This window comes from Streptomyces afghaniensis (assembly GCF_044327915.1).
Classification (GTDB): domain Bacteria; phylum Actinomycetota; class Actinomycetes; order Streptomycetales; family Streptomycetaceae; genus Streptomyces; species Streptomyces afghaniensis.
Map to the genome: position 1 here is coordinate 128,388 of NZ_JBIRGJ010000003.1, position 15,762 is coordinate 144,149.

13 protein-coding genes are annotated in these 15,762 nt (G+C 71.3%); 7 read left to right on the forward strand and 6 right to left on the reverse strand.

Annotated elements, in window-relative coordinates; translation table 11 throughout:
- Positions 1–27: 27 nt before the first annotated feature.
- The gene (locus tag ACH4G3_RS11155) at positions 28–1,290 is read right to left on the reverse strand and encodes a polysaccharide deacetylase family protein (RefSeq protein ID WP_397624752.1); all 1,263 of its coding nucleotides are present in this window, start codon (positions 1,288–1,290) and stop codon (positions 28–30) included.
- 308 nt (positions 1,291–1,598) lie between these two features.
- Here ACH4G3_RS11155 and ACH4G3_RS11160 point away from each other — a divergent pair, with 308 nt between their 5' ends.
- The 6 genes from ACH4G3_RS11160 (at position 1,599) to ACH4G3_RS11185 (ending at position 9,813) form a co-directional block, all read left to right on the forward strand.
- Positions 1,599–3,968 (forward strand): bifunctional SulP family inorganic anion transporter/carbonic anhydrase, encoded by a 2,370-nt coding sequence (locus ACH4G3_RS11160; protein WP_397624200.1) that lies wholly within the window; start codon positions 1,599–1,601, stop codon positions 3,966–3,968.
- Positions 3,969–4,336: 368 nt separating this feature from the next.
- Complete coding sequence (acs, locus tag ACH4G3_RS11165) at positions 4,337–6,292, forward strand: acetate--CoA ligase (protein ID WP_397624201.1); 1,956 nt, start codon at positions 4,337–4,339, stop codon at positions 6,290–6,292.
- 230 nt (positions 6,293–6,522) lie between these two features.
- Entirely contained in the window at positions 6,523–7,959 is a 1,437-nt protein-coding gene (gene nhaA, locus ACH4G3_RS11170) for a Na+/H+ antiporter NhaA (protein ID WP_397624202.1), read from the forward strand.
- Between the two features lie 120 nt (positions 7,960–8,079).
- Positions 8,080–8,568: a phage holin family protein gene (locus tag ACH4G3_RS11175; RefSeq protein ID WP_020271817.1), complete on the forward strand. Its 489-nt coding sequence runs from the start codon at positions 8,080–8,082 to the stop codon at positions 8,566–8,568.
- On the forward strand, positions 8,565–9,503 hold the full coding sequence (locus tag ACH4G3_RS11180) for an alpha/beta fold hydrolase (protein WP_397624203.1): 939 nt from the start codon (positions 8,565–8,567) through the stop codon (positions 9,501–9,503). The genes ACH4G3_RS11175 and ACH4G3_RS11180 overlap by 4 nt, the downstream gene beginning before the upstream one ends.
- Positions 9,504–9,630: 127 nt before the next feature.
- Positions 9,631–9,813: a hypothetical protein gene (locus tag ACH4G3_RS11185; RefSeq protein WP_078602692.1), complete on the forward strand. Its 183-nt coding sequence runs from the start codon at positions 9,631–9,633 to the stop codon at positions 9,811–9,813.
- A gap of 47 nt (positions 9,814–9,860) precedes the next feature.
- Here ACH4G3_RS11185 and ACH4G3_RS11190 read toward each other — a convergent pair whose 3' ends face one another.
- The 3 genes from ACH4G3_RS11190 to nth all read right to left on the reverse strand — a co-directional run bounded on the left by ACH4G3_RS11190 (position 9,861) and on the right by nth (position 12,946).
- Positions 9,861–11,060 carry a MarP family serine protease gene (locus ACH4G3_RS11190; RefSeq protein WP_397624204.1) on the reverse strand — a complete coding sequence of 400 codons (1,200 nt, stop codon included), beginning with the start codon at positions 11,058–11,060 and terminating at the stop codon, positions 9,861–9,863.
- A 13-nt stretch (positions 11,061–11,073) separates the two neighbouring features.
- The gene (locus tag ACH4G3_RS11195) at positions 11,074–11,769 is read right to left on the reverse strand and encodes an NUDIX hydrolase (protein ID WP_037668406.1); all 696 of its coding nucleotides are present in this window, start codon (positions 11,767–11,769) and stop codon (positions 11,074–11,076) included.
- Between the two features lie 97 nt (positions 11,770–11,866).
- Positions 11,867–12,946 carry an endonuclease III gene (gene nth, locus ACH4G3_RS11200; RefSeq protein WP_397624205.1) on the reverse strand — a complete coding sequence of 360 codons (1,080 nt, stop codon included), beginning with the start codon at positions 12,944–12,946 and terminating at the stop codon, positions 11,867–11,869.
- Between the two features lie 354 nt (positions 12,947–13,300).
- Between nth and ACH4G3_RS11205 the strand changes: the two genes are divergently transcribed.
- A complete protein-coding gene (locus tag ACH4G3_RS11205) occupies positions 13,301–13,975 on the forward strand; it encodes a Crp/Fnr family transcriptional regulator (protein WP_010031945.1) in 675 nt (224 codons plus the stop codon).
- A 76-nt stretch (positions 13,976–14,051) separates the two neighbouring features.
- Here the strand turns inward: ACH4G3_RS11205 and ACH4G3_RS11210 are convergent, their stop codons facing one another.
- Positions 14,052–14,882, reverse strand: coding sequence for an MBL fold metallo-hydrolase (locus ACH4G3_RS11210; protein WP_397624206.1), 831 nt, complete (start codon positions 14,880–14,882; stop codon positions 14,052–14,054).
- On the reverse strand, positions 14,879–15,757 hold the full coding sequence (locus ACH4G3_RS11215) for an NUDIX hydrolase (protein ID WP_397624207.1): 879 nt from the start codon (positions 15,755–15,757) through the stop codon (positions 14,879–14,881). The genes ACH4G3_RS11210 and ACH4G3_RS11215 overlap by 4 nt, the downstream gene beginning before the upstream one ends.
- Positions 15,758–15,762: the final 5 nt, after the last annotated feature.

Below are 15,762 nucleotides of genomic sequence, written 5' to 3' on the forward strand. Positions count from 1 at the left end.
CGGAGTGGCCATCTTCACTCGGGGCCGCTACCTCGCTGCCGGAGCCCCGGGCACACCCTTCGGGGCCGGGGCGGGCCGGCCCGCGAGGAACGACCCCCAGCCCTGCTTCGGCGCCTCCCCGACCTTCAGTGCGCGCAGCCTCTCCAGCGTCGTCGGGTCCTGGGCGTCCAGCCAGTCCACGAGCTGCCGGAACGAGACGCAGCGCACCTCCTCCTTGGTGCACACCGCCTCGATGACCTCCTCGACGGCCCGCATGTAGGTACCGCCGTTCCAGGACTCGAAGTGGTTGCCGATGATCAGGGGCGCGCGGTTGCCGTTGTAGGCCCGGTAGAAGCCCTTGAGCAGGCCGTCGCGCATCTGGTCGCCCCAGAAATCGTGCATGGCGCGCTTGCCCTGGGTGGTGGTGCCCGACTGGTTGACCATGAAGTTGTAGTCCATGCTCAGCTGCTCGTAGGAGTGCCCGGGGAACGGCACGAGCTGCATGGACACGTCCCACAGGCCGTGCTTCTTCTTCGGCCAGACCTGGTCGCTGACGCCGCTTGTGTCGTAGCGGAAGCCCAGGTCGCGGGCCGCCTTCACGAAGTTCCGCTGGCCCTCCAGGCAGGGTGTGCGGGCGCCGATGAGCTCCTTGTCGTAGTCGAACGGCAGCGGGGACGCGTCCTTCATGCCGGTGTTGGTCTTCCACGTCTTCACGAACTGCTTGGCCTGGGCGATCTCGTCCTTCCAGTCCCGCACGGACCACTCGCCGACCCCGCCGCCGCTGCCGCAGAAGTGGCCGTTGAAGTGGGTGCCGATCTCGTTGCCCTCCAGCCACGCCAGCCGCAGCTGCTGCACGGTGGCGGCGATGCCGCGGCGGTCGTTGAAGCCGATGTCGGAGCGCCCCGGGGAGTGCTGCGGCGGCCGGTACCGGTCGCGTTTGTCGTCCGGCAGCAGGTACACGCCGCTGAGGAAGTAGGTCATGGTCGCGTTGTTCGCCTTGGCGACCTTGCGGAAGTGCGAGAACAGCTTCTGGCTGTCCTCGCCCGCGCCGTCCCAGGAGAAGACGACGAACTGCGGGGGCTTCTGGCCGGGCCGCAGCCGCTCGGGCCTGGGCACGTGGGGCTGGGCGCCGGTGTAGGCGGTGGAACCGTCCCCGATCAGCCGGATCGCGCTCTTCGGAGCCGGAGCCGGCTTCGCTTTCCGCGGAGCAGGGGCCTCGTGCCGCGATGTGCCGATCCCGCAACCGGCGAGCGATACGGCGCAGACCGCGGCGATCACGGAGCCCGCGGCGATCCTGTGGCTGGCGGCGATCCTGTGGCTGGCGGCCATTCCGCCACCTTCTTCCTTCTCTCGGGTGCGGACAGCGCCGCCAAATTCGCACGAGACCGAGGAGGAATTAGTACGACAAGCCGATCAGATAGCCACTTCACCCTTCAGAGTGATTTATTCGCCCATTTGCCCGTAAAGTCTATGCTCGTCCTTTACTCTGCATTACGATCCGTTTACCGAGCGTTGATTCATCCCGCCGATTTACACCGTGACCACGGCCGCGACCGGCACCCGCCCCGAGCGGGGAGCCCGTCGCTCGACCGCGCAGCCCCGGAGGAGACGGGAAACACATGTCAGCCTGCGTCCCCACCCGCGCCGACGATCCGAGCCGGACCGAGCGCACCCATCCGCCCCACAGCCCGCCGTCCCAAGGGCCCCGCCGTTTCCGGATCGCGGGTGCCGACGTGTCGGCCTCGATCGCGGTCTTCCTGATCGCACTGCCCCTTTCCCTGGGCATCGCCCTCGCCACCGGCGCACCGCTCCAGGCCGGCCTCGTCGCCGCCGCCGTGGGCGGGCTCGTCGCCGGACGGCTCGGCGGCTCCCCGCTCCAGGTGAGCGGACCGGCCGCCGGACTCACCGTCGTCACCGCCGATCTCATCCAGCGCTACGGCTGGCGGACGACCTGCGCCATCACCGTCCTGGCCGGTCTCGCCCAACTGGGCCTCGGCTGCCTGCGCGTGGCCCGTGGCGCCCTCGCCGTCAGCCCCGCCATCGTGCACGGCATGCTCGCCGGGATCGGCGTCACCATCGCCGTCGCCCAGCTGCACATCGTGCTCGGCGGCACACCGCAGAGTTCCGTCCCGGACAACCTCCGCGCCCTGCCCGCCCAGTTGGCGGACATGCGTCTGGCGTCCGTGTCGGTGAGCGCGCTGACCCTGGCACTGCTCCTGCTCTGGCCGAGACTGCCCGGCCGGGCCGGACGCCTGCTGCGCAAGGTCCCGGCCGCGCTCGTCGCCGTCGCCGGAGCCAGCGTCGCCGCCGCCCTCGCCGGCCTCCGCCTGCCCAAGGTCGACCTGCCGTCCTGGAGCAACCACGCCCTGGCCGGACTGCCCGAGGGCCCCGTGCTCGGCATCGTCGCCGCGGTGCTCACCACCACGCTGGTGTGCAGCGTGCAGTCACTGCTCGGCGCGGTCGCCGTGGACAAGCTGGTGGCCGGCCGCCCGGGCCTGTCCGCCCGCGTCCGGCGCTCCGACCTCGACCGCGAACTGCTCGGGCAGGGCGCCGCCAACATCGTCTCCGGCTCCCTCGGCGGACTGCCCATCGCGGGCGTGGCCGTGCGGACTTCGGCGAACGTGCACGCGGGCGCGGTGAGCCGGAACTCCACGATGCTGCACGGCGTTCTCGTAGTGATCGCCGCGCTGCTGATGGTCCCGATCCTGGAGCTCATCCCGCTCGCCTCGCTCGCCGCCCTGGTGATGGCCGTCGGCATCCAGATGGTGTCCCTGCACCACATCCGCACGGTGACGCGCCACCGAGAAGTGTGGGTCTACGCCGTCACGACCCTCGGCGTCGTGTCCCTCGGCGTCCTGGAGGGCGTCGCGCTGGGCATCGCCATGGCCGTCGGCGTCGCCCTGCACCGCCTCACCCGCACCCGCATCACGCACCAAGAGAGGGAAGGAGTCCATCACGTACACGTCCGAGGACAGTTGACGTTCCTCGCGGTGCCACGGCTCAGCCGGGCCCTGCATCTCGTACCCCACGGTGCCGACACCGTCGTCGAGCTGGACGGGTCGTTCATGGACCACGCGGCCTACGAGACGTTGCAGGACTGGCAGAAGACGCACACCGCGCAGGGCGGCACCGTCGAGATCACCGGCCGGCACCCCGGCACCCGCATCTCCGAGCCCCAGGCCTTCACCGGCTGCCGTTGCCGGCCCTGGACGCCCTGGCGCAACCACCAGTGCGACCGCCCTCAATACGCTCCCCCTTCCCGGAACGACCCGGGCGGGACGGACCGCACCGCCCCTGCCCCGAAGGGCGCCGGCGGAGCCAGTGGGCACGAACTGGCGCGTGGCATCAGCGCGTTCCAGCGCAACACCGCGCCTCTGGTGCGCAGCGAGCTGGCCCGGCTGGCGCGTGAGGGGCAGCGGCCGTCGCAGCTCTTCCTGACCTGCGCCGACTCGCGGCTGGTCACATCGATGATCACCTCCAGTGGCCCGGGCGACCTGTTCGTCGTGCGCAACGTGGGCAACCTCGTCCCACGCCCGGGCGAGGAGAGCGGCGACGACTCGGTGGCGGCCGCGATCGAGTACGCCGTGGACGTGCTTCAGGTGCGGTCCATCACGGTGTGCGGGCACTCGGGCTGCGGCGCCATGCAGGCGCTGCTCAACTCAGAGCCCGGCGGCGCCCGGACACCGCTGAAGCGGTGGCTGCGGCACGGGCTGCCGAGCCTGGAGCGCATGGCCGACGACAGCGGGCCGTGGGGCAGGCTGGCCGGGCGGGCTCCCGAGGACGCGGTCGAGCAGCTCTGCCTGACCAACGTGGTCCAGCAGCTGGAGCACCTGCGCGCCCACGACTCGGTGGCCCGGGCCCTCGCCAAGGGCTCCCTGGAGCTGCACGGGATGTACTTCCACGTGGGTGAGGCCGAGGCCTATCTGCTCACCGAGACGGACGACGGCAGCGTCTTCGACCGCGTACGCGAGGCGGACCTGACGGCGTGAGCCCGGTTCGCGCACGGGTGTGCGGCCCGGACAGCCCCGGTGGCCCCGAAAGCCCCGGTGGCCCGGACGGCTCCGACGGCCCGACGGCCTCCGGGCCGCACACCCCGCCGCAGCACACCGCACAACCGGCACACCCCGCCGCCCGCACACCCCCGCCACCCGCTCGCCACGCCCCCGCCCCATGCGTGACGCGCGTTACACAGGCTGAACTTTCCCTGGTCGGCGTCCGTGGGTACGGATGACGCCGCCCGCCGACACCGCCACTCGACAGGTCTAAACCAATCGGCGGTCGGCCCTTGTCATCGCACCCCCGGGTCTGATGAGCTGTGGCCTGGGACACAACGGACACCCTGGGAAAGGCAGATGCCGTGAGCAACGAAAGCCTGGCCAACCTGCTCAAGGAAGAGCGCAGGTTCGCACCCCCCGCCGACCTGGCCGCCAACGCCAACGTCACCGCGGAGGCGTATGAACAGGCCAAGGCTGACAGGCTCGGCTTCTGGGCCGAGCAGGCCCGCCGGCTGACCTGGGCCAAGGAGCCCACCGAGACCCTCGACTGGTCGAACCCGCCGTTCGCCAAGTGGTTCAAGGACGGCGAGCTCAACGTCGCCTACAACTGCGTCGACCGCCATGTGGAGGCCGGGCACGGCGACCGTGTCGCGATCCACTTCGAGGGTGAGCCCGGCGACAGCCGCGCCATCACCTATGCCGAGCTCAAGGACGAGGTCTCCAAGGCCGCCAACGCCCTGCTGGAACTGGGAGTTCAGGCCGGCGACCGGGTCGCCGTCTACATGCCGATGATCCCCGAGACGGCGATCGCGATGCTGGCCTGCGCCCGCGTCGGCGCCGCGCACTCCGTCGTCTTCGGCGGTTTCTCCTCGGACGCGCTCGCCACCCGCATCCAGGACGCCGACGCGCGCGTGGTCATCACCTCCGACGGGGGATACCGGCGCGGCAAGCCGTCCGCACTGAAGCCGGCCGTGGACGAGGCCGTCGAGAAGGCGGGCAACGTGGAGCACGTCCTGGTCGTGCGCCGCACGGGACAAGAAGTCGCCTTCACCGAGGGCCGCGACGTGTGGTGGCACGACCTCGTCGGGCGGCAGAGCGCCGAGCACACCCCGCCGGCGTTCAACGCCGAGCACCCGCTGTTCATCCTCTACACCTCGGGCACCACGGGTAAGCCGAAGGGCATCCTGCACACCTCCGGCGGCTACCTCACGCAGACCGCCTACACCCACCACGCCGTCTTCGACCTCAAGCCGGAGACGGACGTCTACTGGTGCACCGCCGACGTCGGCTGGGTCACCGGCCACTCGTACATCGTCTACGGCCCGCTCGCCAACGGCGCGACGCAGGTCATGTACGAGGGCACGCCCGACACCCCGCACCAGGGCCGCTTCTGGGAGATCGTGCAGAAGTACGGCGTGACGATCCTCTACACCGCGCCGACCGCGATCCGTACGTTCATGAAGTGGGGCGACGACATCCCCGCCAAGTTCGACCTGTCCAGCCTGCGCGTGCTGGGCTCGGTGGGCGAGCCGATCAACCCGGAGGCGTGGATCTGGTACCGCAAGAACATCGGCGGCGACCGCACCCCCATCGTGGACACCTGGTGGCAGACCGAGACCGGCTCGATGATGATCACCCCGCTGCCGGGCGTGACCGCGACCAAGCCCGGGTCCGCTCAGACGCCGCTGCCCGGCATCTCCGCGACGGTCGTCGACGACGAGGCCAGCGAGGTGCCCAACGGCGGTGGCGGCTACCTGGTGCTGACCGAGCCGTGGCCGTCGATGCTGCGCACCATCTGGGGCGACGACCAGCGCTTCATCGACACCTACTGGTCGCGATTCGAGGGCAAGTACTTCGCCGGTGACGGCGCCAAGAAGGACGACGACGGCGACATCTGGCTGCTCGGCCGGGTCGACGACGTCATGCTCGTCTCCGGGCACAACATCTCCACCACCGAGGTCGAGTCCGCGCTCGTCTCCCACCCCTCGGTCGCCGAGGCGGCCGTGGTCGGCGCGGCGGACGAGACGACCGGGCAGGCGATCGTCGCCTTCGTGATCCTGCGCGGCACGGCCTCCGAGACCGAGACCCTGGTCGCCGAGCTGCGCGCCCACGTCGGCAACACCCTCGGCCCGATCGCCAAGCCCAAGCGGATCCTGCCGGTGGCCGAGCTGCCCAAGACCCGCTCCGGCAAGATCATGCGCCGTCTGCTGCGGGACGTCGCAGAGAACCGCCAGCTCGGTGACGTCACCACGCTGACCGACTCCACGGTCATGGACCTGATCCAGGCCAAGCTGCCGGCCGCGCCCAGCGAGGACTGATCACGGCTCAGGCATAGCGCAGCGCACGAAGGGGCACCCGGCCGTCGGCACGCCGGGTGCCCCTGTGCACTCCCCGGTGGCGATCACCGAGGCTCGACACCTCCGGTGGTGATCACCGGATGCGCCCGGCCATATGTTTACCTAGACTAAGAAAAACAACTGCTCCATGGTGCGCCGGGAAGTCTGGTCGGCATGCGCTCAGCCCTGCCCACCGACCGGAGGTCTCCCTCGTGACCGCGCCCCGCCCCGACACCCCCCGCAAGGTCTTCGGCAGGCTTTCCCTCCCCGAGCGGACCTATGTCGCGGACGCGCTGCGCACCGAAACCGTCGGCGGAGTGCTGCTGCTCGTCGCCGCGGTTGCCGCCCTGCTCTGGGCGAACCTCCCCGGACTGCACGACAGCTACGAGAGCGTCTCCCACTTCCACTTCGGCCCCGCCGCCCTCGGCCTCGACCTGTCGGTCGCCCACTGGGCGGCCGACGGCCTGCTCGCGATCTTCTTCTTCGTCGCCGGGATCGAGCTCAAGCGCGAGCTCGTCGCCGGTGATCTGCGCGACCCCAGGGCCGCCGCGCTGCCGGTCGTCGCCGCGCTGTGCGGGATGGCCGTCCCGGCGCTCGTCTACGTCCTCACCAACGTCACCGGCGGCGGCTCACTGGCCGGCTGGGCCGTGCCGACCGCCACGGACATCGCCTTCGCGCTCGCCGTGCTGGCGGTCATCGGCACGTCCCTGCCGAGCGCGCTGCGGGCCTTCCTGCTCACGCTCGCCGTCGTCGACGACCTCTTCGCGATCCTGATCATCGCGGTGTTCTTCACCGACAGCCTGAACTTCGCCGCGCTCGGCGGCGCCGTCGCGGGCCTGGCCGTCTTCTGGCTGCTGCTGCGGGTCGGCGTACGCGGCTGGTACGTATACGTGCCGCTCGCGCTCGTCATCTGGGCGCTGATGTACAACAGCGGCGTCCACGCCACCATCGCCGGCGTCGCCATGGGCCTGATGCTGCGCTGCCACCGGCACGAGGGCGAGGCCCACTCCCCCGGCGAGCACATCGAGCACCTCGTACGGCCCCTGTCGGCAGGGCTGGCAGTGCCGCTGTTCGCGCTCTTCAGCGCCGGCGTCGCCATCTCCGGCGGCGCGCTCGCCGATGTGTTCACCCAGCCCGAGACCCTCGGCGTCGTCCTCGGCCTGGTCGTCGGCAAGGCGCTCGGCATCTTCTGCGGGACGTGGCTGACGGCCCGTTTCACCCGGGCGTCGCTCAGCGACGACCTCGCCTGGGCGGACGTGTTCGCGGTGGCCAGTCTCGCCGGCATCGGCTTCACCGTGTCGCTGCTCATCGGCGAACTCGCCTTCGAGGGCGACCAGGCGATGACCGACGAGATCAAGGCCGCGGTGCTGGCGGGCTCGCTCATCGCCGCGACACTCGCGACCGTCCTGCTGAAGATGCGCAACGCCAAGTACCGTCGCCTGTGGGAGAACGAGGAGCGCGACGAGGACGCCGACGGCATCCCGGACATCTACGAGGAGGACGACCCGGCGTACCACCTGCGCCTGGCGGACCGCTATGAACGCAAGGCCGCCGAGCACCGCCGGATCGCCCAGGAGAAGGCAGCCGCGCGCCACGGGCTTGCCGAAGTACCGGGCGGGGCAGGCGATGACCACCACCGTCCGGCATGATCTGACGAGACGGTACAAAAGACGGGACCGTACGCAGTCAGGCCGTACGCAGTGGGACGACTGCGGCGAGTCAGGCACAAGACGCGGAAATCGGACCGTACGCAGAAGAGGGAGACCGCGATGAGCGCACCCGACGGCAGCCCGGTCGGCGCCGAACGCACCATCGGCCAGCTGTTCGCCTCGGCGACGGCGGAAATGTCGGCGCTGGTGCACGACGAGATCGCGCTGGCGAAGGCGCAGCTCAAGCAGGACGTGAAGCGCGGCGCGACCAGTGGTGGCGCCTTCTCGATGGCGGGGGCGGTACTGCTGTTCTCCCTGCCGATGCTGAACTTCGCGCTGGCGTACGGCATCCGCACCTGGAGCGACTGGAACCTCGCGATCTGCTTCCTGCTGTCCTTCGCGGCGAACGTGCTCGTCGCGGTCGTGCTCGCGCTGATCGGCGTGGTCTTCGCGAAGAAGGCCAAGAAGAGCAAGGGCCCGCAAAAGGTCGCCGCCTCGATGAAGGAGACCGCGGGCGTCCTGCAGAAGGCCAAGCCGCACCCGCGTCCGGAGCTCGCGCAGGACCGGGTCCCCGAGGCCATCGAGGCTGTGGCACGCTCGTCGTCATGACCGATCCCGCCACACCTTCGGCACAACCGGCTTCGGCCGTGCGGCTGGACGGCCCCTGGAGCCACCGCGACGTCGCCGCCAACGGCGCCCGCTTCCACATCGCCGAGCTGGGCGACGGGCCGCTGGTCCTGCTGCTGCACGGCTTCCCGCAGTTCTGGTGGACCTGGCGGCACCAGCTGGTGGCGCTCGCCGACGCGGGCTTCCGGGCCGTGGCGATGGACCTGCGGGGCGTCGGGGGCAGCGACCGTACGCCGCGCGGTTACGACCCCGCCAATCTCGCGCTCGACGTCACCGGCGTCATCCGCTCGCTCGGTGAGCCGGACGCCGCGCTGGTCGGCCACGACCTGGGCGGATACCTGGCGTGGACGGCGGCCGCGATGCGCCCCAAGCTCGTGCGGCGGCTGGCGGTCGCGTCCATGCCACATCCGCGGCGCTGGCGCGCGGCGATGCTGCGGGACGTGAAGCAGACCCGCGCCGGTTCACACATCTGGGGGTTCCAGCGGCCCTGGATCCCGGAGCGGCAGCTCACCGCCGACGACGGGGCGCTCGTGGCCGAACTGATCCAGGACTGGTCCGGGCCGCGCCCGCCGGAGGACGAGGCACTGCAGAACTACCGCCGGGCCATGTGCATCCCCTCCGCGGCGCACTGCGCGGTCGAGCCGTACCGCTGGATGGTGCGCTCCCTGGCCCGCCCGGACGGCATCCAGTTCAATCGCCGGATGAAGCGGCCCGTGCGCGTGCCGACGCTCCATCTGCACGGCTCGCTCGACCCCGTGCTGCGCACCCGCAGCGCGGCCGGCTCCGGCGAGTACGTCGAAGCCCCCTACCGCTGGCGCCTGTTCGACGGCCTCGGCCACTTCCCGCACGAGGAGGATCCGGTCGCGTTCTCCTCGGAACTCATCAACTGGCTGAAGGATCCCGAACCCGATCGGTGACCGGGTGACCGCGGCCGGTGTCCGCGCGTGAACGCTTGTCCGACGAACGGCCAATTGCCTGGCGCATAGGCCAATTGGGCCCTCCGGAGGCGGTTATCGACCATGGGGCAGGGGCACACGTCGGGGTATGGGCTGGACGCACGACTACAGTGACGCAAGCCGCAATCGCCGCTCGGCGGGCGGTGCGAATCCCCACCAGCGGAGCGGTGCACCGCAGATGGCGACCGCGGACCCCAGGGTCGGGATCCCGCGCATCCTCCGCCGCCGGGCCCGCTGGGTCTCCGTACGTCTGCGCCACACACGCGACTGAGGCGTCACTCGCGCGAGTGAGCCGCCGGCTGCCCCGCTCCAGCACTCCTAGAGCGCGCAGCTGTCGCTGCCCACCTGCTGGTTGGCGGTGCGCCCCTTGGTGATGTCCTCCTGGATCTCGTCCACGGTCAGCGCGTAACCCGTCTCGGCGTCGTCGAGGGACTTGGCGAAGACGACGCCGTAGACCCTGCCGTCGGGTGTGAGCAGCGGACCGCCGGAGTTGCCCTGGCGGACGTTCGCGTAGAGGGAGTAGACGTCGCGGCGGACCGTGCCGCGGTGGTAGATGTCCGGGCCGTTGGCCGTGATGCGTCCCCGCACGCGTGCGGCCCGCACGTCGTACGCCCCGTTCTCCGGGAAGCCCGCGACGATCGCGCCGTCGCCGCTGCCCGCGTCCTTGGTGGTGAACCGCAGCACGGGCGCCTTGAGGTCCGGCACGTCGAGTACGGCGATGTCGCGCCGCCAGTCGTAGAGCACGACCGTGGCGTCGTACTTCCTGCCCTCGCCGCCTATCTGGACGGTCGGCTCGTCGACGCCGCCCACCACGTGCGCGTTGGTCATGACGCGGCGGTCGTCGAAGACGAAGCCGGTGCCTTCGAGGACCTTGCCGCAGCTCGGGGCCGTGCCCATGACCTTGACGATGGAACGCTGGGCGCGGGTCGCCACCGGGCTGCCCGCCAGGGCCGGGTCGGGCGGCTGGACGTCGGTGATCGGCTCGTTCGAGAACGGGCTGAAGACCTGCGGGAAGCCGTTCTGCGCGAGGACCGAGGAGAAGTCCGCGAACCAGGTGGCTGCCTGGTCCGGCAGCGCCTGGGAGACACCGAGCAGCACCTTGGAGTTGCGGACCTCCTTGCCGAGGGTCGGCAGTGTGGTGCCCGCGAGGGCCGAGCCGATCAGCCAGGCGACCAGGAGCATCGCCACGACGTTGACCAGGGCGCCGCCGGTGGCGTCCAGGGCCCTGGCCGGGGACCAGGTGATGTGCCGGCGCAGCTTGTTGCCGAGGTGGGTGGTGAGGGCCTGGCCGACGGAGGCGCAGACGATGACGACGACGACCGCGACGACGGCCGCGGTCGTGCTCACCTCCGCGTTGTCCGTGATCGCGTCCCAGATGACGGGCAGCGCGTAGACCGCGACGAGACCGCCGCCCAGGAAGCCGGTCACCGACAGGATGCCGACGACGAACCCCTGGCGGTACCCCACGACCGCGAACCACACGGCGGCGACCAGCAACAAGATGTCCAGCACGTTCACGGAGGCCACCCTGTCATGCGCGCCAGTCGAGCGGGACCTGCTTCTCGCGGTCCCAGGGCCGCTCCCAGCCCGCGTAATGCAGCAGCCGGTCGATGATTCCGGCCGTGAAACCCCAGACAAGTGCCGATTCGACCAGAAATGCCGGGCCTCGGTGGCCACTGGGGTGGACGGTGGTGGCGCGGTTCGCGGGATCCGTGAGATCCACCACGGGGACGGTGAAGACCCTGGCGGTTTCGTTCGGATCGACGACCCCGACCGGGCTGGGCTCACGCCACCAGCCCAGCACCGGGGTGACGACGAAGCCGCTGACCGGGATGTACAGCCTGGGCAGCACGCCGAAGAGCTGGACGCCCGAGGGATCGAGGCCGGTCTCCTCCTCCGCCTCGCGCAGGGCGGCCCGCAGCGGGCCGTCCCCCCGCGGGTCGCCGTCCTCCGGGTCGAGGGCGCCGCCGGGGAAGGAGGGCTGGCCGGCGTGCGAACGCAGGGAGCTCGCACGCTCCATGAGCAGCAGCTCCGGCCCGCGCTCGCCCTCGCCGAACAGGATCAGCACGGCGGACTGGCGCCCGGCGCCGTCCTCCGGCGGCAGGAAACGGCTCAGCTGCCGCGGCCGGACCGTCTCCACGGCGTGCACCACCGGGTCCAGCCAGGCGGGCAGCCCTTCCTTGCTGACTGTCACTCGGCCGCCCTGTGTGTTGCTCGCCCGCGTCATCGCCACCCCCGTCGTCCTGCCGCTTCCAACGCGCGGCGCCCCTGAGATCGTTCCGCGAACGGCCGCGACCCCCTGATCGAGGGGCTCGTGGGGCGGCTCATCCGGCCCCCAGCGGCGGCGCCGGTTTGCCGCCCGCGTCCAGGTAGGCCTGCGGGGGGTTCAGACGCTGGCCGGGGAAGCCGCCCTTCTCGTACTTGAGCAGCTTCTTCGCCTTCTCCGGGTCGGTCTCGCCCTCGCCGTACGCCGGGCAGAGCGGGGCGATCGGGCAGGCGCCGCAGGCGGGCTTGCGGGCGTGACAGATGCGGCGGCCGTGCCAGATCACGTGGTGCGACAGGTCCGTCCAGTCGCTCTTCGGGAAGAGCGCGCCGATCGCCGCCTCGATCTTGTCCGGGTCGGTCTCGCCGGTCCACTGCCAGCGGCGCACCAGGCGCTGGAAGTGCGTGTCCACGGTGATTCCGGGCCGGCCGAACGCGTTCCCGAGCACGACGAACGCGGTCTTGCGGCCGACGCCGGGCAGCTTGACCAGGTCCTCCAGCCGGCCGGGGACCTCGCCGCCGAAGTCCTCCACCAGCGCCTTGGACAGCCCTATGACGGACTTCGTCTTGGCGCGGAAGAAGCCGCACGGGCGGAGGATCTCCTCCACCTTCTCCGGGTTGGCGGCGGCCAGGTCCTCGGGGGTGGGGTACTTGGCGAAGAGGGCGGGGGTCGTCTGGTTGACGCGCAGGTCGGTGGTCTGGGCGGACAGGACCGTGGCGACCACGAGCTGGAAGGGGTTGGCGAAGTCCAGCTCGGGGTGGGCGTACGGGTAGACCTCGGCGAGCTCGCGGTTGATGCGGCGGGCCCGGCGGACCAGGGCGGTACGCGACTCGCCGCTGGGCGGGTGGACGACGGTCCGGGCCGGGGCGGTGCCCTTGAGACGGGCCGTGGCCTTCTTGGGCGCGACGATGACCTTCTTGGCGGCGGGGGCCTTCCTCGCAGGCGCCGCCTTCTTCGCTGACGCGGCCTTCTTGGCCTTCGCAGGCGCTGCCTTCTCCGCGGAGGCGGCTTTCTTCGCAGAGGCAGCCTTCTTCACAGACGCAGCCTTCTTCGCAGACGCGGCTTTCTTCGCAGACGCAGCCTGCATCGCAGATGCCTGCTTACTCGCGGCCCCGGCCTTCCCGGCAAGCCCCTTCTTCACCGGCTTCGACTTCCCGGAAGGCGCCGCCTCCCCTGTCGCTTTCGCCGTTTTCCTACCGCCATCGGGGCCCTGTTCGCCCACAGCGGAATCGCGACGTACAACCACCCGCTAAGCCCCCTCGGCCTGTGCTCTCACCGGCGATTTGGACACCCGGCCAGCCTAAGGCCCGGCACCGACATCCGCCCCGGACCCCGAAGATCGGCGCCCAATTGGACCCCTGCCGCGTACCCCGGGACACGTGTGCGGCATCCTTGTGACAGATCACACTGTTTGGACCGTCAGGCAAAATGGGCACCACGGTGCCTTGGTACGCGGGGGCAACAGCCCCTGAGCAGGTCGACAAGGAGAGAACTCGTGGACGACGTTCTGCGGCGCAATCCGCTCTTCGCGGCGCTCGACGACGAGCAGGCCGCGGAGCTCCGCGCCTCCATGAGTGAGGTGACCCTCGCGCGCGGCGACTCGCTGTTCCACGAGGGTGACCCCGGCGACCGCCTGTACGTGGTCACGGAGGGCAAGGTCAAGCTCCACCGCACGTCCCCCGACGGCCGCGAGAACATGCTGGCCGTGGTCGGCCCCGGCGAGCTCATCGGCGAGCTGTCGCTGTTCGACCCGGGCCCGCGCACCGCGACCGCCACGGCGCTGACCGAGGTCAAGCTGCTCGGCCTCGGCCACGGCGACCTCCAGCCCTGGCTGAACGCCCGCCCCGAGGTGGCCACGGCGCTCCTGCGCGCCGTCGCGCGCCGGCTGCGCAAGACCAACGACGCGATGTCCGACCTCGTCTTCTCGGACGTCCCGGGCCGTGTCGCCCGCGCCCTGCTGGACCTCTCCCGCAGGTTCGGCGTGCAGTCCGAGGAGGGCATCCACGTCGTCCACGACCTCACGCAGGAGGAGCTGGCCCAGCTGGTCGGCGCGTCCCGCGAGACGGTCAACAAGGCACTGGCGGACTTCGCCCAGCGCGGCTGGCTGCGCCTGGAGGCCCGCGCGGTGATCCTCCTGGATGTGGAACGCCTCGCCAAGCGCTCGCGCTGACACGCACGCACCCTGGCCGTACGTCGTCGGGCCCCGTCTCACGAGGAGACGGGGCCCGACGACGTACGGGGCACGGTCAGATGAGCCCGTGCCCCTCGAGGTAGTCCAGCTGTGCCCGCACCGACAGTTCCGCGGCCGGCCACAGGGAGCGGTCGACGTCGGCGTATACGTGGGCGACCACTTCCCCGGGGGTGCGGTAGCCGTCCTCGACGGCCGTCTCCACCTGGGCGAGGCGATGGGCGCGGTGGGCGAGGTAGTACTCGACGACGCCCTGGGCGTCCTCCAGGACCGGTCCGTGGCCCGGCAGCACCGTGTGGACGCCGTCGTCGACCGTGAGGGACCTGAGGCGCCGCAGGGAGTCCAGGTAGTCGCCGAGACGGCCGTCGGGGTGGGCCACGACCGTCGTACCGCGGCCCAGGATCGTGTCGCCGGTCAGGACGGCCTGGTCGGCCGGGAGATGGAAGGAGAGGGAGTCGCCGGTGTGGCCGGGGGTCGGGACGATCCTCAGTTCGAGCCCGCCGGTGGTGATCACGTCTCCGGCGGCCAGACCCTCGTCGCCCAGCCGCAGGGCCGGATCGAGCGCACGCACGCGCGTGCCGGTCAGTTCGGCGAACCGGGCGGCGCCCGCCGCGTGGTCGGGATGACCGTGGGTCAGCAGGGTCAGGGCGACGCGCTTGCCGGCCTGCTCGGCCGTGGCGACGACCCGACGCAGGTGTCCGTCGTCGAGGGGGCCCGGGTCGACCACCACCGCCAGGTCCGAGTCGGGCTCGGAGAGGATCCAGGTGTTCGTGCCGTCCAGGGTCATCGCCGAGGGGTTGGGGGCCAGGACGTTGACGGCCCGCGCGGTGGCGGGCCCCGAGAGGACCCCGCCGCGGGGCTGGCCGGGAAGGGCTGCTGCGTCCGTCATGCGCTGGCTCCACCGGTCGGGGCGGTCGGGATGTGCTTGGTGAACTCGTCGTGGCCCGGCCAGGAGAGCACGATCTCGCCGTCCACCAGGCGGGCGGTGGCCAGGACGGGCGTGAGGTCCCGCCCCGGGGCTGCCGCGAGCGCCTGGGCGGCGCTCTCGTACGCCGTCAGCTGACGCAGGGTCGCGATGGTCGGCGGCATCATCAGCAACTCGCCCCTGTCGTATCCGGCCGCCGCCTCGCCCGGCGCGATCCACACCGTGCGGTCGGCCTCCGTGGAGGCGTTGCGGGTGCGCTGCCCCTCGGGGAGGGCGGCCACGAAGAACCAGGTGTCGTAGCGGCGGGCCTCGAACTCCGGGGTGATCCAGCGGGTCCAGGCACCGAGCAGGTCGGAGCGCAGGACCAGGCCGCGGCGGTCCAGGAACTCGGCGAAGGACAGGTCCCGGGCGACCAGCGCGGCGCGGTCGGCCTCCCAGTCGGCCCCGGTGGTGTCGCCGACGACCGATTCGGGCGTCTCGCCGGCGAGCAGTACGCCCGCCTCCTCGTACGTCTCCCGGACGGCCGCGCAGACGATCGCCTGGGCCGTCGTCTCGTCGACGCCGAGCCGGTCCGCCCACCACGCGCGCGTGGGGCCCGCCCAGCGGACCTGGTGGTCGTCGTCCCGGGGGTCGACGCCGCCGCCCGGATACGCGTACGCGCCTCCGGCGAAGGCCATGGAGGCGCGTCTGCGCAGCATGTGGACGGCGGGGCCGGTGCCGGTGTCCTTCAGGAGCATGACGGTGGCCGCACGCTTGGGGGTCACCGGGGTGAGGGTGCCGGCCGCGAGTGCGCGGATGCGGTCCGGCCACTCCGGGGGGTACCACTGACCGTTCGCCATGGGCG